The organism is Enterococcus raffinosus (assembly GCF_019175485.1).
Lineage (GTDB): Bacteria > Bacillota > Bacilli > Lactobacillales > Enterococcaceae > Enterococcus_A > Enterococcus_A raffinosus.
Genome location: NZ_CP072888.1, coordinates 2,001,915 through 2,022,260, shown reverse-complemented (window position 1 = coordinate 2,022,260; position 20,346 = coordinate 2,001,915). Strand labels below are relative to the sequence as shown.

The following is a 20,346-nucleotide window of genomic DNA, read 5'->3' as shown; positions in this document are numbered from 1 at the left end:
TTAAATTAAGGAGCGAATGCAATTATGAATGCTGACCCCGATAGTCAGTCGTTATTATTACAACTAGGTTTATTAGTAATTTTGACGTTAATCAACGGATTTTTAGCTGCGGCTGAAATTGCGGTGGTGTCGGTCAATAAAAACCGAGTAGAACAAAAAGCAGAAGAAGGAAACCTGAAATCAAAAAAATTATTGGAGGTTATTCAAAGCCCGAATAATTTCTTGTCCACGATTCAAGTGGGGATTACTTTAGTCAACATCTTGTCAGGGGCATCCTTGGCGGATAGTTTATCTGCTCGCTTAGCACCGTTATTAGGCGGCGGCTCAGCGGCACGACCAATCGCTGCTGCGATCGTCATGCTTTTATTGACCTATGTTTCGATTGTATTTGGAGAATTATATCCCAAACGAATTGCCATGACCAAGACCGAAGAGGTGGCACAATTTACTTCGGGTGTTGTTCGTAAATTAGGAATAATCACAAAACCTTTCGTCTGGTTGTTAACAGCATCAACAAACTTATTGGCAAAAATTACTCCAATGACGTTTGATGATGAAGATACGAAAATGACTCGTGACGAAATGCGTTATATGCTAGAAAATGAAGGTGTCTTAGACAATGATGAGATTGAAATGCTGCAAGGTGTTTTCTCATTAGACACAAAAGTTGCGCGGGAAGTAATGGTTCCTAGGACAGATTCCTTCATGATTGATATCAATGATCCAGTATTAGAAAATATCGATGAGATTTTAAATGAAAGCTATTCAAGAATTCCAGTCTATGACGAGGACAAAGATAAGGTTGTAGGAATCCTACACACAAAAACCTTATTAAAGGCTGCCCGTCAATTCGGCTTTGAAAATGTCGTTTTGCAAAAGATCTTACAAGAACCTTTGTTTGTTCCAGAAACGATCTTCATCGATGATCTGCTATATGAATTGAAGAAAACGCAAAACCAAATGTCAATCCTTTTGGATGAATACGGCGGTATGGTTGGGCTCGTAACGTTAGAGGACTTACTAGAAGAAATCGTTGGTGAAATCGACGATGAGTCAGATGAAATTGAGAAGCTTTATGAAAAGGTCGGAGACAACGAGTATCTGATCAACGGGAAAATGCTGATTGACGAGTTTAATGAAGAATTCGGATTAAATCTGCATATGAGCGATGTCGATACAATGGCAGGCTATTTGATCACCGCCTTAGGAACAATTCCTGATGAAGGTGAAAAGCTTTCCTTCGATGTGGACGACTTAACGTTGATCTCTGAGGAAATGGAAGGGTCGCGTGTTTTAACTCTGCGAGCAATTTTTCATCCTGAAGAGCATGAAAATGCTGAACCAGAAGAAGAACGCCGACTGTTTACCAAAGATTTCGATGATGACGAGCCGCGTCGTTAATACACCAAATCAGAAAACATTCTGCTTAGCAGAGTGTTTTCTTTTTGCTTTTATACTTGTGTATCACTTATCGAAAAAGAAGCAAAATTGACGACTGAGTTCAATGGAAAATCTATATGAAAATCAAAGCGATTCAACTTTCCAATAGACTAAAATCCATGCTATACTGATTGGGTTGGAATTTGAAAGATACTAGATATATGAATGGAGCAATAAAATGAACAATCCTAATTTAAAACAACAAGTAGACAGTCGCCGAACCTTTGCGATTATTTCCCATCCGGATGCGGGGAAAACGACGATCACTGAACAGCTTTTGTTATTTGGTGGAGCGATCCGTCAGGCTGGAACAGTAAAAGGAAAGAAAACAGGCAACTTTGCAAAATCTGACTGGATGGATATTGAGAAGCAACGTGGTATCTCAGTAACGAGTTCTGTTATGCAGTTTGATTTTGACGGAAAACGAGTAAATATTTTAGATACACCAGGGCACGAAGACTTCTCGGAAGATACTTATCGTACACTGATGGCAGTAGATAGTGCAGTCATGGTTATCGACAGCGCTAAGGGGATAGAAGCACAAACGAAAAAGCTTTTTCAAGTTGTAAAACGCCGTGGAATTCCAATTTTTACATTTATCAATAAATTGGACCGTGATGGTCGTGAACCGTTAGAGCTATTAGAAGAACTAGAGGAATTATTGGATATCGAATCTTATCCAATGAATTGGCCGATTGGTATGGGGAAAGGGTTGGAAGGTATCTATGATATCTACAATGAACGGATTGAGTTTTATCGCCCTGAGCAATACGAAGGAGAACGCTTTGTGAAGCTGACCAATGGTGAAATCGCTGGTCCACATCCTTTAAAAGAGAAATCTATTTACGAGGATGTTCTAGGAGAAGTGGAATTGGTGCGAGAAGCAGGCGATCAGTTCAATCTTGAAAAAATCGAACGAGGCGATCAAACTCCGGTCTTCTTCGGATCTGCGTTAACAAACTTTGGAGTGGAAACTTTTTTAGAAAGCTTTGTTGATTTAGCGCCAAAACCTCATGCACATAAAACGGAAGAAGGAGAAGCCGTTTCTCCTTATGAAGAAGAGTTTTCAGGTTTTGTCTTCAAAATCCAAGCAAATATGAATCCAAATCATCGTGATAGGATCGCTTTTGTTCGCGTTTGCTCGGGTACTTTTGAACGCGGGATGGATGTTATGCTTGGACGGACCGGAAAGAAGATGAAGCTGAGCAACGTAACGCAGTTTATGGCTGACGCTCGAGAAAACGTGGAAGAGGCTGTAGCTGGGGATATTATTGGTGTCTACGATACAGGAAACTATCAAATCGGGGACACTCTCTATGAAGGAAAATTGAAAGTCGCATATGAAGAGCTGCCTTCATTTACGCCAGAGCTATTCATGAAAGTAACTGCAAAAAATGTAATGAAGCAAAAATCCTTCCACAAAGGTATCTATCAGCTGGTTCAAGAGGGCGCGATTCAATTATACAAGACCTACTTAACGGATGAATATATCATCGGAGCTGTTGGTCAGTTGCAGTTTGAGGTCTTCCAGCACCGGATGCTGAATGAATACAACGCTGAGGTCGTAATGACACCGATGGGAAATAAAATTGCACGTTGGATCAACCCTGAGCAGCTGGATGAACGAATGAGTTCCAGCCGAAACATTCTGGCAAAAGATCGGTTCGATCAGCCCTTGTTCTTATTTGAAAACCAATTCGCGATGCGTTGGTTTGCTGATAAATATCCAGATGTAGAATTAAAGAGCTTGATGTAAAAAAGTGAGGAAAGGGACCTTTGATGCAAAAACAAATTAGCCGCACAGAAAAAAGGTTAAAAAAAATTAAACAGCCAGCTAACTTGATCTTGTTAGTTGTTTTGCTTAGTTTGACAGTCTTTCGTCTAGTGCTGAACGCCAAAGCTCCCTATTTCATCAACTTATTTGCCGGTTATGATGATCAGTTGTTCATACGGTATAGCGAAGAAATGCTTAAAGGGAATTGGTTGGGTGACTATTCGACGAAAACTTTATCTAAAGGGATTTCTTACTCGTTTTTTATGGTGTGGGCGAATAAACTTCATTTACCTTATGGAGTTTTTTTAGGCTTCTTTAATGTTTTAGCAAGTGGGATCGCTGCAATTGCTCTGCGCCCATTAGTAAAAAATCGATGGCTTTTAACGTTTATCTATGCATTCTTTTTGTATTCCCCAGTTACTCTGACGAGTGAATATAGCACACGAATTTATCGAAATACCTTGGTAGTTCCAGCAGTGATATTGGTCATTGCTTGTCTTGTAGGATTATATTTCAGAAGAAACGAAAGCCTAAGGTCGTTTGTTCCGTGGAGTATCGGTTTATCCTTAATTTTTCCATTTTATTGGTATATACGTGAAGATTCACTATGGTTATTCCCCTTATTGTTAGTAGGACTGTTGGTTATCTCTGGATCAGTCATCTTTGAAAATGATTCGAATTTTAAGCTGAAGACGTTTCGAGAGTCTATAAAAAAGTTTTTTTTCACGAAGAAGCAGCTGATTAAGCTACTATTATGTATATTGCCCTTTGTCATGCTTTTTTCCATGACCAAAGGATTGAAGCAGATGAATCAGGAACATTATGGAATATCTATAGTCAATGATCGAACGGGTGGCGCATTTGGCAATGTTTCAAAACAGTTGATTCGAATGGATGATGGAACAAAGCTTAATGAAACCAATAGCAGAGTTTGGGTCTCAAAGAAGGCTTTAGAAAAAGCTGAGGCTGTTTCTCCTACCTTTAAATCCATTGCTAAAAATATCGATTGGATTTATAAGGGAAGTCCTTGGAGCGGCGGTGAAGATATCGCTGGAGATATTATTTTCTGGGCTCTTAGAGATGCCGCAGCGCAAGCGGGCTACTATAAGGATGGCAAAAAGACGGAAGAATTTTGGCAGAAAGTTGATTCAGAATTATCGAAGGCTTATGAAAAAGGTCAATTGAAAAAGAAAAAAGAAATCTATCTCACCGCAACCGGGGACGGGAAATTAAGAAAGGATCTGCCCTTAGTAGGCGAATTCATGAAAAGCGGATTTGATTATACTGTTTTCTATAAAGAGTACGGTCAAGGGGCAGATGCTACGCTGGGACCAAAGGAAGATGTGGTTAAGGCAGAAAAATTATTAAATCATTCTTTTTCAGGAAACTGGCAAGATATTAATAATCCAGATTCAAACCCCGTTAAACTGGTAAGAACAGCAAAAATATCTAATCGAATCATTCAAGTTTATCGTGACCTGACTCCGATTTGGTTAGTCATCTGTGGATTCGGCTTAGTGATCATTCTCATTGGCAGTCTTTTTTCAAAAGCACAGTTAAAAATCTTTAGGGGGCTGCTGTTGATCATAGTAGGTATAGGATTATCTTACTTAATCTTCCTAATAGGGGTTTCCTGGTTCTGTTCATGGGCACCAGAACGGAAAGATTTGTTTATGATGATTTATACCGGAGCAGGCGTTCCTGTGATTCAATGGATCGAGATTCTTCTGTTCATTGGTATTATTCAAATACCTGCAATCGCTAAAAAAATTAATAAAAAAAATAGCTGAAGCCTTTAAGCTTGAAGTGACCCCAAAAAGTTAGACTTATTTCGGAGTAGAGAAATCTACTCCATTTTTTGTTTGTTAACATGACAATTATGCCGCTTTCTGTGCAGCTTTTCGAAATTGAACAGGGCTTCTCCAATTCAATTTCTGTTTCATCCGGTGATTGTTGTAGTAATAGATATAGTCATCGATCGCCGTTTTTAGTTCATCAAAACTGTGATAGGTTTCCCCATGAAAGATTTCTTGTTTTAGAAGACTGAAGAAGTTCTCCATGATTGAATTATCTAAACAATTTCCTTTGCGAGACATACTTTGAAAGATTTTCTGTTTCTTTAGTTTTTGCCGATAGGACTTCATTTGATAAGCCCACCCTTGATCCGAATGGAAGGTGCGACGATAGGGGCAATCAGCCGTGATCGCGATGGCTTCTTCTAAACCTTCCATAATTGCCAAGGCATTCGGCTTTTCTGAAATGCGGTACGAAAGAATCTCGCTATTATACATGTCCATGAACGGGTCTAGGTATAACTTTCTTTGTCGGATCACGCCTTTGGTATCTATTTCAAAATACTTGAATTCTGTTGTATCTGTCGTAATTTTTTGATGACAAATACTCGTATAAAAATGACGACGAATCCGGTTTTTCGCCACTTTTCCAATCTTTCCTCGATAAGAATTATAGCGACGTGATTTACGTGTGTAGGAACGGACTTCGATCCCTAGCTTTCGAATCAAACGTTGAACTTTCTTTTTATTGACATGAAATCCGCGATTTTTTAGTTCATTCGTCATTCGTAAACAGCCATAATTTTTATGTTCTTTACGAATACGAAGCATTTCGGCTTCGATTCCTTGATCGGGATTGTCTCTGTCAAATCGTTTTTGCCAGTACATAAACGTCGCTTTAGGAAAGTTTAACGTCTCAAGAAGCTCAACTAATTTGAATGATCCTCGGAGGCTGTTGATGATTCGTGCGATTGATTCGTTCGTCTTTGTTGGGCTTCCTGTTTTCGCAGCTTCCTCAGCTCTTTTAAAAAGGCATTCTCAATCTGAAGGGAACGCACTTGTTTTTCTAATTCTTTAATACGGTCTCGTTCTTCCGGTGTTGACTCAATTGAACGCTTCTTTTTCTGTTCTTTTTTCTCAGCCAAGGTAGATGGACGTCCTTTCGTTTTTGTGAGTCCATCGATACCATCATCCCGAAATTTTCTCATCCAACTGGCAATGAGAGACGGATTATTCATTTTAAGTACATTGGCAATTTCACGATAAGACAGCTCACTAGTTTGATATAACTCTATCGCATCCAACTTAAATTGAACAGAATAATTCGCATTTTTACGTTTTCTGAGAAGACCTTCTTCGCCAAATTCCCGGTAGGAATTCACCCAATCTAGTATTTGTTTCCTATCCTTAACCGAATGTATCTTTGCTAAATAGCTATAACCACCTTTCCCATCTAAGTATTCTTGAACTACTTTCAATTTGAATTCAAAACTATATTTAGCCATAAAAATACCGACCTCCAAGAGTTAGATTTTGGTCTAACTTTTGGGGGTCGGCTCAGCTTCAGCTATTTTTTTGTTATCGACATTTCAATCAGACCGGGAGATTCCAAATAAGAAATATTGGAAAAATCGTAAATACCTTCGTCTAATTTTCGTTTGAAATACTTATGTACAAAATCAACTTCCGATGGCAGGATGTTTCGATTGTCGTTTTTTAAAACAATCTCCGCATGTTTATAGGCATCCGTGTAGATGACCGTCGTGTTGCCGATCGTATAAACTTTAATCATATTTGCATCAGTGTTCTCCAGCTGATTATAAACCAATTGAGAATGACTATTTGTCACATTAATAAGTTTCATCCCGAAACACCTTCTTCCTTAACCTTACTTCATAATGTAATTATATAAGAAAGATTAAGAAAAAAGAAGGAGGTTGCTCATATTAATTAGAAAATTTGTACAATTTGATAAAAAAAAGGATTCTCGTTTTATACGAGAATCCTAAAGTCATTAGTTTTTGTCTTCTTTTGCTAGACGTTCAGGCTTTGACGTGATAACAATATGGTCTTCTTTATCAAGTTTAGCCTTAAGATCAGTAATCGTTGGATGATCTAGATAGAATTCAGCGATGCCGTCTTCAATATTTTCCTGGATCGTTCGACGAAGAGGTCGAGCGCCCATGGCAGGATCATATCCCAAATCAACCAATTTTTCTTTCACATTATCAGGAACATCGATGTGAAGCTTTTGTGAAGCTAACATTTCGTTCACATCTTCCAACATCAGTGAAACAATCTTCATCAAGTTTTCTTTTGATAATGAGCTGAATTCAACAATTCCGTCAAAACGGTTCAAGAATTCAGGTGCAAAGAAATCTTTTAACTGACCTAAGACAGAGCGAGTGACGCCTTCTCTAGCTGCACCAAAACCGACATTTGCTTCAATCTTGCCAGTCCCAGCGTTACTAGTCATAATGATAATTGTGTCTTTGAAGCTGACTGTCCGACCTTGAGAATCCGTCAAGCGGCCATCGTCAAGAATTTGTAGGAACATATGAAGCACATCTGGGTGTGCCTTTTCAATTTCATCCAATAAAATCAAGCTATAAGGATGACGGCGGACTTGTTCAGTCAATTGTCCAGCTTCCTCATAACCAACGTAACCTGGAGGAGAACCGATCAATTTAGAAACACTATGTTTTTCCATATATTCACTCATATCAAAGCGAATCATTGAATCACTTGAACCGAATAATTCTTCTGCTAATTGACGTGCCAATTCTGTTTTACCGACTCCAGTTGGTCCAACAAATAGGAAGGAGCCGATTGGACGGTTCTTCTTATTCAAACCAACACGGTTGCGGCGGATAGCTTTAGCAACTTTGTCTACTGCTTCATCTTGACCAATTACATGCTGTTTTAAATCAACAGCTAAGTTTTTCAATTGTGTCTGTTCTTTTTCCTTTAATTCGCCAACAGGAATACCTGTCCGTTTTTCAACGATTTTTTCCATATCTTTTTCAGAGATGACAGGTGTTTCTTCATCTGTTAACTGACGTTCTTTCATTTTTTGCAGCTTATTAATTTGATCACGGTAGTAGGCTGCTTTTTCAAAGTCTTCTTCTTGTGAAGCCTGAGATTTTTGTTGCTCAGCCTCTGCTAATTTTTTATCAATCGTTTTTGGATCCACAATCTGAATCGTTAAGTTTTTCTTTGAACCTGTTTCATCTAACAAATCAATTGCTTTGTCAGGTAAGAAACGGTCTTGGATATAACGGTTTGAAAGCTCCGCCGCTGCTTTGATCGCTTCATCTGTATATTTTACATGATGGTAATCTTCATAGCGAGGTTGCAGTCCCTTTAAAATCTCGATCGTTTCTTGAACAGAAGGTTCTTCAACACGAACAGGCTGCATCCGACGTTCTAAAGCTGCGTCCTTTTCAATAATGCGATACTCATTCAAGGTTGTCGCACCGACCATTTGCAGCTCACCACGAGCTAATGCTGGTTTTAAAATATTTCCAGCATCCATGTTGCCGTCTCCAGCAGCACCTGCACCAACGATTTCGTGAACTTCATCAATGAAGAGAATGATATTTTCAGCTTGTCGAATTTCTTCAATCAGCTTTTGCATTCTTTCTTCAAATTGACCGCGAATACCAGTGCCTTGAACAAGAGAAGCGACATCTAACCGGATAACTTCTTTATCCATTAATTTTTGTGGAACATCGCCATCTACGATCTTTTGCGCTAAGCCTTCAACTACGGCTGTTTTACCTACACCAGGTTCACCAATAAGAACAGGGTTGTTCTTTGTTCGGCGATTCAAAATTTCGATCACACGTTGAATTTCATCGTCCCGTCCAACGACTGGATCAATATTTCCTTCACGCGCTTGACCAGTAATGTTAATTCCATATTCATCTAATAAGCCACCGCCGCCATTTCCGCGAGGGGGTTGATTGTTAATTCCATTTCCGCCACCGAATTGTGTTGGTGGTGTTTGATCTGCAGCGCCTTGTCTTTGTTGCATTTGTTGAGACATTGAGCGGAACAAATCATCTAAACTTCCAAAACCAAAAGGATCATTTCCTGCCATTTGGGGCGCACCTCCAGCTTGATTCTTCAATTTTTGATAGCAACTTTGGCAATAATCTAATTGCTTTCGTTGACCATTGACATTTGCATATAAATGAATCGTTGCTTCATTTTCATGACAATTTTGGCAAAGCATTTTTTTCACCCTTTCAATAGTTGATTGTTTCTTCCATTGTACATCGAGTAAGCGAGTCTCGTAAAAAGATACGCTGGTCAGTTGTTTGACTTTCACTGACCTTAAAAACAATTATAACGAGATTTCAGATAAAAGCAAACACTTTGTTTCGTTTTTTAGCAATCGAAGTAGTCGAGTGCTAAAAAGAACAAAATCTGAATTTTTTACTATGTAGTATTGTTATGTAAAAAAAATGAAAGCAAGCGGGATAAGGAAGTTAAACGGTCTAGTCAGATATTTTAAGAAAGGGCATACATTTCGTATGAATAAATCGACTAAAATTGTTGTATCCACCGCAAAAAAATGGTAATCTAAGAAAATGAAGGGCTCAAAATGATGGATGTTATCATTAAAGCCCTAACATAAAAAAACATTTTTTTTATAAAGGAGAACGGTCAATATGGAAAAAAAAGATTTTCACGTAGTAGCAGAAACAGGGATTCATGCACGTCCCGCAACTTTATTGGTGCAAGCTGCAAGCAAATTTAACTCTGATATTAACTTAGAGTATAAAGGAAAATCAGTTAACCTTAAATCAATCATGGGAGTTATGTCTCTAGGTGTTGGCCAAGGTTCTGACGTTGTTATCTCTGCTGAAGGTGCTGACGAAAAAGAAGCAATGGAAGCAATTGTTGAAACAATGAAAAAGGAAGGATTATCTGAATAATGGTTGAATTACTAAAAGGTATTGCCGCAAGTGACGGTGTAGCCGTTGCGAAAGCTTATCTGCTAGTACAACCGGATTTATCTTTCAAGCAAAATAATGTAGAAGATACTGCTGCCGAAGAAAAGCGTCTTGATGACGCTTTGGCGGCTTCTTCTGCTGAACTAGAAAAAATTCGGGATAAAGCAGCGAAAAGCTTAGGTGAAGAAGAAGCACAAGTTTTTGATGCTCATTTAATGGTTCTTTCAGATCCAGAAATGATTGGTCAAATCAAACAACACATTCAAGATAATAAAGTGAATGCTGAAAGCTCACTTAAAGAAGTTACTGATATGTATATTGGCATGTTCGAAGCGATGGATGATAACGCTTATATGCAAGAACGTGCAGCAGATATTCGTGACGTTACAAAACGTGTAATGGCACATTTATTAGGTGTATCTCTACCAGATCCATCAATGATTGATGAAGAAGTAATTGTTGTAGCACATGACTTAACACCAAGTGATACTGCGCAATTGGACAAGAACTTCGTAAAAGCCTTTGTTACTGATATCGGCGGACGTACGTCTCACTCAGCAATCATGGCTCGTTCATTGGAAATCCCAGCAATCGTTGGTACGAAAGAAATCACTTCTAAAGCTAAAGAAGGCGATGTTCTTGCAGTTAACGGAATTACTGGTGAAACAATTGTGAACCCAACAGACGAACAAGCAGCTGAATACAAAAAAGCTGGCGAAGCTTATGCAACTCAAAAGGCTGAATGGGAAAAATTAAAAGATGCTGAAACAGTTACTGCTGATGGCAAGCATTTTGAATTAGCGGCGAACATCGGTACACCAAAAGACCTTGAAGGCGTTCATAACAATGGCGCTGAGGCAATTGGTTTATACCGTACGGAATTCCTATATATGGACTCTTCAGATTTCCCTACGGAAGACGATCAGTTTGAAGCTTATAAAGCCGTTTTAGAAGGCATGGGTGACAAACCAGTTGTTGTTCGTACAATGGACATCGGTGGAGACAAAGAGTTACCATACTTAACATTACCTCACGAAATGAATCCATTCTTGGGTTATCGTGCATTGCGTATCAGTTTATCTGAATTAGGCGACGATATGTTCCGTACACAGTTACGTGCATTGTTACGCGCTTCAGTTCATGGCAATTTACGCATCATGTTCCCAATGGTTGCAACATTAAAAGAGTTCCGTGCGGCGAAGAAAATGTTCAACGAAGAAAAAGAAAAGCTTGTTAACGAAGGCGTGAAGGTTTCTGATACGATTCAAGTCGGAATCATGATCGAGATTCCTGCCGCAGCTGTTTTAGCTGACAAGTTTGCAAAAGAAGTTGACTTCTTTAGTATCGGAACAAACGACTTGATTCAATACACAATGGCTGCTGACCGTATGAACGAACGCGTTTCATACCTGTATCAACCATATAACCCATCAATCTTACGTTTGATTAAAAACGTCATTGATGCAGCACATGCTGAAGGTAAATGGGCTGGTATGTGTGGCGAAATGGCTGGTGATCAAACAGCCGTTCCATTGCTAATGGGTATGGGATTAGATGAATTCTCTATGAGTGCGACATCAATCCTTAGAACTCGTAGCTTGATGAAGCGTCTAACAACGACTGACATGGCTGAATTGGCTGAAAAAGCGTTGAAAGAGTGCGACACAATGGAAGAAGTCGAAGAACTAGTAAAAGAATACGTAAAATAGATTTTTATTTTAAGACCGTTGTCTTTTCGGACAGCGGTCTTTTTTCTTGTTATAAAATATAAAATGGAAAAAAGCTAAAATGATGAAGAAGGAGTAAAATCAGACTATAGGTTGAGATAAAAATCAAGTGCTTGTGATATAATTGATTTGTTTTTAAGGAGGCTGCATATGAAAATATTACTTTACTTTGAAGGTCAGAATGTTATTGGTAAATCAGGAATTGGACGTGCCTTAAGCCATCAAAAAAGAGCATTGGCATCAATGGGAATTGATTATACTCTTGACCCAAGTGCGACTGATTATGATATATTACATATTAATACGTATGGACTGAAGAGCCTTCAATTAGTTAGAAAAGCAAAAAGGCTCGGTAAAAAAGTGGTCTTTCATGCACACTCGACAGAGGAAGATTTCCGTAATTCATTTGTAGGCTCAAACCAACTTGCTCCTTTGGTAAAAAAATGGCTAGTCTCTTTGTATGAACAGGCAGATCACCTGATCACTCCTACGCCTTATTCAAAGAAGTTACTTCGCAGTTATGGATTAAAACAACCGATTGCAGCGATTTCAAACGGTATTGATTTGAAAAGGTATTATCCAGATGAGCATAAAGAGGCGGCTTTTCGGAATCATTTTAATTTATCAAAAACACAAAAGGTGATCATATGTGTAGGTTTATTTTTTGAGCGCAAGGGGATTCTTGATTTTGTCGAGCTTGCAGAAAAAATGCCAGACTATACCTTCATTTGGTTTGGCGATGTGCCAATGCTTTCGATCCCTGCGAATATCCGGCGCCTTGTTAAAAAAGCACATCCTAAAAACGTGATTTTTCCAGGTTATATCAATGGAGATCTCATAGAGGGAGCTTATTCTGGTGCAGATCTATTCTTTTTTCCTTCTTATGAAGAAACAGAAGGTATTGTCGTATTGGAGGCCTTAGCAAGTCAACAACAAGTATTATTAAGAGATATTCCTGTTTATGATGGATGGTTAACAAATCGTGAAAACTGCTATATGGGGACCAATAATCAGGAGTTTGAAGAGTTAATTCAACAGTTGGTGAATCGACGGTTACCGAATCTTTCGATGGCAGGCTTTAAAACAGCTCAGGAAAAAAGTATCACACAAATCGGTGCTGAGTTAAAATCTGTGTATCAAGAGGTCTTAGGTTTGCCCTATGATTATCAAGTGTATGCAAAAGTCACAAAATAGTTTGGAGGAATAGTCGTGCGGATCGGCTTTTTTACAGATACTTATTTCCCCCAGGTCAGCGGGGTAGCAACATCGATCAGAACATTAAAAAATGAACTTGAGCAACAAGGGCATGAGGTTTACATTTTTACAACGACTGACCCAGATGCGGATGAGTTTGAAAAAGATATCGTACGTATGCCTAGCGTTCCTTTTGTATCCTTCAAGGATCGTCGAATCGTGGTAAGGGGAATATGGTTCGCTTATCAAGTAGCGAAAGAATTGGAATTAGAAATCATTCATACACATACAGAGTTTGGTGCTGGTTTTTTAGGGAAAATGGTAGCGAATCGTTTACGGATACCTGTCGTTCATACGTATCACACGATGTATGAGGATTACCTCCATTATATTGCCAATGGAAAAGTTGTTCGCCCGACGCATGTAAAGCATTTTATAAAAATGTTTGTCAATCATTCGACGGGAGTTGTTTGTCCAAGTAAACGGGTAGTTGATACATTGAAGCGTTATGAAGTAGATATTCCAATGCGGATCATTCCGACAGGGATCGACGTGAAACATTTTGTTCGCTCAGATATTACAAAAGAGGACACAGAGAAATTAAGAACAACACTCGGAATACAGCCTGATGAGTTGATGATTTTGTCATTAAGCAGAATTTCTTATGAAAAGAACATTCATGTCATCGTCCAACAGTTCCCAGAGGTACTTATGAGCTATCCGAATGCTCGTTTGGTCATTGTTGGTAAAGGACCCTATCGAGAAGACTTAGAAGCAATAGCTCGTGAATTAGAAATTGAGGATTATGTTCAATTTACAGGAGAAGTCCCTCATGAAGAAGTTGCCTACTATTATCATGCAGCAGATTATTTTGTTAGTGCTTCGACTTCGGAGACACAAGGCCTGACTTACGCTGAAGCGATTGCTTCGGGGACACAATGTGTCGTAGAGGGAAATGACTATCTCACGCAACTACTAAATGATGAGTCTTTAGGAATTACCTTCGAACGAAATGAAGACTTTAGCGAGAGCTTTGTTCGATACGTGCAGCAGCAGATTCCAATTGATCCAATCATTCAAAAGAACAAGTTAGTTGAAATATCGGCTGAGCGTTTTGGCGATGAAATTCTTAAATTCTATCAAGAAATGTTGATCTATTATGCTGAAAATCACACAGAGACGAGCACTCCCGCTCGAACCGTTCAAAAAATGCGCATACGGATTAACTCACTTCGAAATGGTGAAGATAAATAAAGCTGAAATCCATCTCTTCATGTATACTGGAGGTGGATTATTTTTTTATTAGGAGGTAATAACATGAGAATAGGTTTTATCGGAACAGGCGTGATGGGAAAATCCATCGTGAAGCATTTTCTTTCTGCAGGGCATGAAGTGTCCGTATATAATCGTACGAAAAGCAAGACAGATGACCTAGTTGAACATGGAGCCATGTGGCAGCCAACACCAGCAGAGGTAACTGCTACGAGCGATATTATTTTTTCTATGGTTGGGTATCCAAGTGATGTTGAAGAAATTTATTTTGGGAAAAGCAGTATATATTCGACAGAGGTAAAAAATAAGATTCTTGTGGATCTAACAACATCTACCCCAACTTTAGCGGAAAGAATTTATGAGACAGCTAAGGAAAAAGGTGCCGCCGCTTTGGATGCGCCAGTATCAGGAGGAGATCTTGGTGCGCAAAACGGAACTTTAACTATTATGGTTGGCGGTGATCAAACAGCCTATGAGCAAGTGCTACCACTATTTGAAATTATGGGTAAAAGTTATTCGTTGCAAGGCAAAGCCGGTGCAGGACAACATACAAAAATGGCCAATCAAATTATGATTGCTGGAACCATGACTGGAATGACTGAGATGCTTGTTTATGCAAAAGCGGCGAATCTAGATGTACCAAAGGTCTTAGAAACGTTAGGAGGCGGTGCAGCGCAAAACTGGTCAATGACAAATTACGCGCCACGCATTTTAAAAGCAGATTACTCTCCTGGCTTTTTCGTTAAGCACTTTATAAAAGACTTGAAAATTGCCCTAGACGAAGCAGAAAAAATGCAGCTTCATCTACCTGCGACAAAATTGGCTACGGAGCTATACGAACAGTTAGCGGAACAAGGATTTGAGAATGATGGAACACAAGCTTTAATTAAATTGTGGTGGGAACAATCTTAAGTTAGATTTAGTAAAAAAATCATAAATTAATTGATGAAAATCAATGCAAGATACGGTCGGATTTGATACAATAAGACAGAATTGAGAAGAAGGGGGGCATCTAGATGAAACATTCACAATTAGTTGCCATTATTAAACGCTTAGAAGCAATGACTGAATCGACTGATAATGAAGTACAATTGCGTCGTTTTGAAAAAGAGGGCGTGGAAAAATGTACTGTAACTTATGATAATACGACAGAAACATTTGAGCTAACTGAAAGCGACAGCAAACAATCTTATCAATTTGATAACATCGACATCGTTGCGATGGAAATTTATGATTTGATTCAATAAAACGGGGAAACCCGTTTTTTTTGTGCCTTTCTTTTTAAAAAAAGGGTTTCATATAATTTTTGATGATATTTTTATGAGGATTTCCTATTTTTTTCGCCAACCAAGGGCAAATCTTTTGAACTAATTAAGATTTAGTCGGAAGATATGATGAGGGAGGCAATGTTATGTTAGATAAAGAAGTATACAATCAATTATTTAAACCATCTTTTTCACAAAAAACTCAAGTAACTTTTTGGGATGGTTCTACTAAAGAGTATGGAAATTCCGAGGGAGAAGTAGTTTTCAAGATTATTTTTAATGAAAAAATCCCAGTAAAAGAATTAATTAACAACGCTTCTTTGGCACTTGGAGAAGCGTACATGGAAAAGAAAATTGAAATCAAAGGTGATTTACAGGCTTTAATTTACGATGTGTATAACCAAGCCAACGGATTTTTCCATAATAATAATTTCAAAAAATGGATGCCGAAAGAAAAACACACAAAAAAACAATCAGCTCACGATATTCATAGCCATTATGATTTGGGAAATGATTTCTATGAGATGTGGTTGGATCGTACTCTAACTTATTCCTGTGCCTATTTCGAAACACCAGAGGATACATTGGAGCAAGCTCAAATTAACAAAGTGCATCACATTTTGAACAAATTGTTCATTCAACCTGGAGACACACTTTTAGATATCGGGTGTGGTTGGGGAACATTGATTTTGATTGCCGCAAAAGAATATAAGGTCAAGGCTAAAGGAATCACATTGAGTGAAGAGCAATATCAACATATTCAAGAAATTATTAAAAAAGAGAAGCTTGAAGATACGGTATCTGTTGAATTGATGGATTATCGGGATCTAAAAGGGACTTTTGATCACATTACAAGTGTTGGTATGTTCGAACACGTTGGGGCAGAAAACCTTCAGGAATATTTTAAGGTTGTTGAAAATCATTTGGCGCCAAGTGGAACTGCATTGATTCATGGAATTAGTCGTCAACAAGGCGGAGCGAAAAATGCTTGGATCAACCAATACATTTTTCCGGGAGGCTATATTCCAGGTGTAACTGAATTAGTTGGTCACATTACTGAAAATGATCTGCAGCTAATTGACCTTGAGAGTCTCCGTCGTGATTATCAATTAACTCTTGAACATTGGACGAAAAACTTCCACAATGTAGAAGAGAAAGTCATTGCGCAAAAAGATGAAGCTTTTTATCGAATGTGGGATCTGTATCTACAGGCTTGCGCGGCATCTTTTCAAGCTAGCAATATTGATGTTATCCAATATTTATTGGTTCATCCAAATAACAACAACATTCCAATGCATCGAAATGTATAAAAAAAGCGGGATTCCCGCTTTTTTTTATATGGAAAATTCCTTTGGTTATCAAAGTAAATTAAAAAGTAGATCAGTCAAATCCTCCTCGATTTAATCATTAATTTTTGGTTAATTGGAAAAATATTGTTGCATTCAGAAATAAAATAAGATATAGTTTGAACATCAAATGATTTGATAATCAAACTAATTAGGTGAGGACATGGAAAGAAACTGGGAAGAATTAAATACCTATTTAGTTTCAATTTTCAACGATGTTCTGTCGATTGAAGAAAACGAACTAAAAAAATCACAATTCAGCGATTTGACGATTACAGAAATGCACACCATTGATGCAATCGGGATGTACAAAAAGAAAACGACCACAGAAGTTGCCAGGGAATTATTGGTAACAGTTGGGACCTTGACGACATCAATCAATCGTTTAGTGAAAAAGGGCTATGTAGAGCGAATCCGCAGTGAGGATGATCGTCGTGTGGTTAAACTAGGTTTGACAAAAAAAGGACGCTTAGTCTTTCGAGTTCATCAGCATTTTCATCATGAAATGGTCAAAAGTGCCATCAAGGATTTGAATGCAGAAGAGCAAGAGGTTTTCTTGAAGGCGCTAGTAAATCTATATAGTTACTTAGAGGAGATCAAATGAGTATGAGCTTCGGAAAAATAATTGCAACTGCGCGTTATTTACCTGAAAAAGTAGTGACGAATGATGACTTGGCAGAATGGATGGATACCTCAGATGAGTGGATTCAATCACGAACTGGGATCAAGCAGCGCCACATCGCAGAAGTGGAGAATACTTCGGACATGTGCTTTCAGGTAGCGAAAAAACTGGTTGATAAGGCAGCAATAGACCCAATGGATTTGGATTTTATTATTGTCGCTACAATGTCACCAGACTACACATCACCTTCTGTGGCTTGTCAGGTTCAAGGACAACTTGGAGCAAAACAAGCGATGGCATTTGATGTAACGGCTGCCTGTGCTGGATTTGTTTATGCATTAGCAACCGCTGAAAATTTCGTTCGCAGTGGAATGAAGCGGGGAATCGTTATCGGTGGAGAGAAGACTTCGAAGCTTCTAGATTGGCAAGATCGTTCATCGGCTGTTCTGTTTGGAGATGGCGCCGCGGGTGTTTTGCTTGAGGCAAATGAAGAGCCTTCTATAATGAAGCAAATGCTGCGAGCGGATGGTGAGCGTGCCAATGCATTAACTTCCGGTTATCGCAAAAATAGTAATATCTTCCATGAAGAGGCAGAGACTAGTACGGCTTTATCAATGGACGGCCGTGGGATCTGGAACTTCGCCCTAAATGACGTAACCAAAAGTTTGAAAGAATTTATTGGTGAGGAGACAGTTGACTATTATCTTCTGCATCAAGCCAATAAACGAATCATTGAAAAAATCGCTCGCAAAATGAACGAGCCAATTGAGAAGTTTCCGATGAACCTAATGAATTATGGGAACACTTCGGCAGCAAGTATTCCTATTTTATTGGATGAACTTGTTGAAGCTAATATTTTATCATTAAACAGCAATCAAAAAGTGGTATTGACAGGCTATGGCGGTGGACTAGCATGGGGCAACCTGCTGATTCAGCTATAAGTTTGTTAAAAATATAAAACTAAAAACTTAAAATTATCGGAGGAAACAACTTATGACATTCGAAAAAATCCAAGACATTATCGTAGAAGAACTAGGAGTAGAAAAAGAAGAAGTAAAATTAGAAACAAATATCCAAGAAGATCTTGAAGCAGACAGCTTGGATCTATTCCAAATTATCAACGAAATCGAAGACGAGTTTGATGTGAAAATCGAAACTGAAGATGGCATTACAACTGTGAAAGATTTAGTTGAATACGTTGAAAAACAACAAAACGCTTAATTAATAAAATTTCGGGAAAAGGCTAGGCGTAAGGCCTGGCCTTTCCTGCTATTAGGAGACGATCATGAAAACAGCATTCTTGTTCAGTGGGCAGGGCGCTCAATATGTCGGAATGGGCAAAGAGTTATACCAGCAGGAGAAAATCGTAAAAGAAACATTTGAAGAAGCTAGTGATTTACTGGGCTTTTCAATGGAAGACTTATGCTTCGAAGAAAACGATCAATTAAATGAGACGAAATATACTCAGCCAGCAATTTTAACAGTCAGCACCGCTTTTTTGCGTGTGTTAATCGATAAAGGTTTTCGAGCGGATGCAGTAGCAGGACTAAGTCTAGGGGAGTACACTGCTTTGGTTGCTTCTGAAGCATTAAAATTCAGTGATGCAGTAAGACTGGTTCATAAACGTGGGCAATTCATGAGTGAAGCAGCACCTACTGGCAGTGGCAAGATGGTAGCTGTCATGAATACTGAGGCAGAAGTGGTTGAAGAATGCTGCAAACAGGCCTCTGCCATCGGAATTGTTTCACCAGCAAACTATAATACTCCGCAACAAATTGTGATTGGCGGCGAAACTGCTGCAGTTGAAAAAGCGGAAGAATTATTGCAAGCTGCTGGAACAAAGCGAATGATTCCATTGAATGTTAGCGGTCCTTTCCACACAGCATTATTGGAACCAGCTAGCAAACGGTTGAACGAAGTGTTACAAACAATCTCATTTAGCGAGATGCAAGTACCAGTTATCTCAAATACTACTGCGGAGATCATGCCTCAGGATGAAATCATTTCCTTATTAACAAAACAGGTGATGTCACCGGTTCGTTTTAGCGATAGTGTTTTAACGTTAAAAGAACTTGGTATTGAACGTTTGATTGAGGTTGGTCCTGGAAAAACGCTGACTGGTTTTATTAAGAAAATTGATCGGTCACTTGCGACTAGTCGTGTAGAAGATGTAAAAACATTGGCAGACACAATCAGCTTTTTAGGAGGTTCGAATGGAACTAACGAATAAAACAGTATTCATTACCGGCAGCAGTCGTGGGATCGGCTGGGGGATTGCTAAGGCATTTGCTGAAGCTGGTGCGAACATTGTATTGAATGGTCGCAAAGCCATCCCTGCAGACAAAATTGCGGAAATCGAAAGTTTCGGAGTGAAATGCAGCAGCATTTGTGGAGATATCAGCTCTTTTGAAGAAGCAGGAAACATGATCAAGGAATGTGAGGAGTGCTTAGGTTCGATTGATATTCTAGTCAACAATGCAGGAATCACAAGAGATCAGTTACTTTTACGGATGAAGCCGGAAGATTTCGATGCAGTTATGGATATTAACCTAAAGGGTACCTTCAATATGACTCAGCAGGTTTTGAAAAAAATGATGAAAAAACGTGCGGGAGTCATTATTAATCTTTCCAGTGTTGTTGGTTTGATTGGAAATGTCGGTCAAAGCAATTACGCAGCAAGTAAAGCAGGCGTAATTGGCTTTACTAAAGCAGTAGCAAGAGAGGTAGCTCCGCGAGGAATTACCTGCAATGCGATTGCTCCAGGGTTTATCAAAACAGATATGACAGATGAACTGAATGATAAAGTCAAAGAACAAATGGAAGGTCAAATTCCCTTAAAATGTTTTGGTAGTGTAGATGATGTAGCAAAAGCGGCTCTATTTCTAGCACAAAACAGTTACATCACCGGTCAGGTACTGAATGTTGATGGCGGAATGGTCATGTAAAGAAAGG

General features: G+C 38.8%; 18 protein-coding genes. 15 read left to right on the top strand and 3 right to left on the bottom strand.

Annotated features, from left to right (window positions below):
* Positions 1-24: 24 nt before the first annotated feature.
* The 3 genes from J9537_RS09910 to J9537_RS09900 all read left to right on the top strand — a co-directional run bounded on the left by J9537_RS09910 (position 25) and on the right by J9537_RS09900 (position 5,004).
* Entirely contained in the window at positions 25-1,401 is a 1,377-nt protein-coding gene (locus J9537_RS09910) for a hemolysin family protein (protein WP_028020446.1), read from the top strand.
* Between the two features lie 217 nt (positions 1,402-1,618).
* Positions 1,619-3,196 carry a peptide chain release factor 3 gene (locus J9537_RS09905; protein WP_218256034.1) on the top strand — a complete coding sequence of 526 codons (1,578 nt, stop codon included), beginning with the start codon at positions 1,619-1,621 and terminating at the stop codon, positions 3,194-3,196.
* Positions 3,197-3,219: 23 nt separating this feature from the next.
* Positions 3,220-5,004 (top strand): hypothetical protein, encoded by a 1,785-nt coding sequence (locus J9537_RS09900; protein ID WP_218256033.1) that lies wholly within the window; start codon positions 3,220-3,222, stop codon positions 5,002-5,004.
* An 87-nt stretch (positions 5,005-5,091) separates the two neighbouring features.
* On the opposite strand, the gene J9537_RS09895 is transcribed toward J9537_RS09900, so the two are convergent.
* From J9537_RS09895 to J9537_RS09885, 3 genes are all read right to left on the bottom strand, one after another.
* Positions 5,092-6,512 (bottom strand): IS3 family transposase gene (locus J9537_RS09895; RefSeq protein ID WP_425333172.1). Its coding sequence is split into 2 segments (ribosomal slippage): positions 5,092-6,035 and positions 6,035-6,512, totalling 1,422 coding nucleotides; the frame shifts between segments, so codons are not numbered across the junction.
* A 62-nt stretch (positions 6,513-6,574) separates the two neighbouring features.
* On the bottom strand, positions 6,575-6,871 hold the full coding sequence (locus tag J9537_RS09890; RefSeq protein WP_010745994.1) for a DUF1827 family protein: 297 nt from the start codon (positions 6,869-6,871) through the stop codon (positions 6,575-6,577).
* Positions 6,872-7,021: 150 nt separating this feature from the next.
* On the bottom strand, positions 7,022-9,244 hold the full coding sequence (locus J9537_RS09885) for an ATP-dependent Clp protease ATP-binding subunit (RefSeq protein ID WP_218256031.1): 2,223 nt from the start codon (positions 9,242-9,244) through the stop codon (positions 7,022-7,024).
* Between the two features lie 439 nt (positions 9,245-9,683).
* On the opposite strand from J9537_RS09885, the gene J9537_RS09880 reads away from it, so the two are divergent.
* The 12 genes from J9537_RS09880 (at position 9,684) to fabG (ending at position 20,339) form a co-directional block, all read left to right on the top strand.
* Positions 9,684-9,950, top strand: coding sequence for a phosphocarrier protein HPr (locus tag J9537_RS09880; protein WP_010745997.1), 267 nt, complete (start codon positions 9,684-9,686; stop codon positions 9,948-9,950).
* The gene (ptsP, locus tag J9537_RS09875; RefSeq protein ID WP_010745998.1) at positions 9,950-11,677 is read left to right on the top strand and encodes a phosphoenolpyruvate--protein phosphotransferase; all 1,728 of its coding nucleotides are present in this window, start codon (positions 9,950-9,952) and stop codon (positions 11,675-11,677) included. The genes J9537_RS09880 and ptsP overlap by 1 nt, the downstream gene beginning before the upstream one ends.
* A 168-nt stretch (positions 11,678-11,845) precedes the next feature.
* Positions 11,846-12,889, top strand: coding sequence for an LTA glycolipid anchor biosynthesis glycosyltransferase, IagA/BgsA family (locus J9537_RS09870; protein ID WP_218256029.1), 1,044 nt, complete (start codon positions 11,846-11,848; stop codon positions 12,887-12,889).
* A 15-nt stretch (positions 12,890-12,904) separates the two neighbouring features.
* Positions 12,905-14,143, top strand: coding sequence for a glycosyltransferase family 4 protein (locus J9537_RS09865; protein WP_218256027.1), 1,239 nt, complete (start codon positions 12,905-12,907; stop codon positions 14,141-14,143).
* Positions 14,144-14,206: 63 nt separating this feature from the next.
* Entirely contained in the window at positions 14,207-15,073 is an 867-nt protein-coding gene (locus tag J9537_RS09860; RefSeq protein ID WP_218256026.1) for an NAD(P)-dependent oxidoreductase, read from the top strand.
* Positions 15,074-15,177: 104 nt separating this feature from the next.
* Complete coding sequence (locus J9537_RS09855) at positions 15,178-15,408, top strand: YkuJ family protein (RefSeq protein WP_010740403.1); 231 nt, start codon at positions 15,178-15,180, stop codon at positions 15,406-15,408.
* A gap of 164 nt (positions 15,409-15,572) precedes the next feature.
* On the top strand, positions 15,573-16,736 hold the full coding sequence (locus J9537_RS09850; RefSeq protein ID WP_218256024.1) for an SAM-dependent methyltransferase: 1,164 nt from the start codon (positions 15,573-15,575) through the stop codon (positions 16,734-16,736).
* Between the two features lie 199 nt (positions 16,737-16,935).
* Positions 16,936-17,376, top strand: a complete 441-nt coding sequence (gene fabT, locus J9537_RS09845) for a fatty acid biosynthesis transcriptional regulator FabT (RefSeq protein WP_010746003.1) — start codon at positions 16,936-16,938, stop codon at positions 17,374-17,376.
* Positions 17,373-18,335: a beta-ketoacyl-ACP synthase III gene (locus J9537_RS09840; RefSeq protein WP_218256022.1), complete on the top strand. Its 963-nt coding sequence runs from the start codon at positions 17,373-17,375 to the stop codon at positions 18,333-18,335. Before fabT ends, J9537_RS09840 begins: the two co-directional genes overlap by 4 nt.
* Positions 18,336-18,387: 52 nt before the next feature.
* On the top strand, positions 18,388-18,615 hold the full coding sequence (locus J9537_RS09835; RefSeq protein ID WP_010746005.1) for an acyl carrier protein: 228 nt from the start codon (positions 18,388-18,390) through the stop codon (positions 18,613-18,615).
* A gap of 64 nt (positions 18,616-18,679) precedes the next feature.
* Positions 18,680-19,624 carry an ACP S-malonyltransferase gene (gene fabD, locus J9537_RS09830; protein WP_218256020.1) on the top strand — a complete coding sequence of 315 codons (945 nt, stop codon included), beginning with the start codon at positions 18,680-18,682 and terminating at the stop codon, positions 19,622-19,624.
* On the top strand, positions 19,608-20,339 hold the full coding sequence (gene fabG / locus J9537_RS09825) for a 3-oxoacyl-[acyl-carrier-protein] reductase (protein ID WP_218256018.1): 732 nt from the start codon (positions 19,608-19,610) through the stop codon (positions 20,337-20,339). Before fabD ends, fabG begins: the two co-directional genes overlap by 17 nt.
* Positions 20,340-20,346 lie beyond the last annotated feature (7 nt).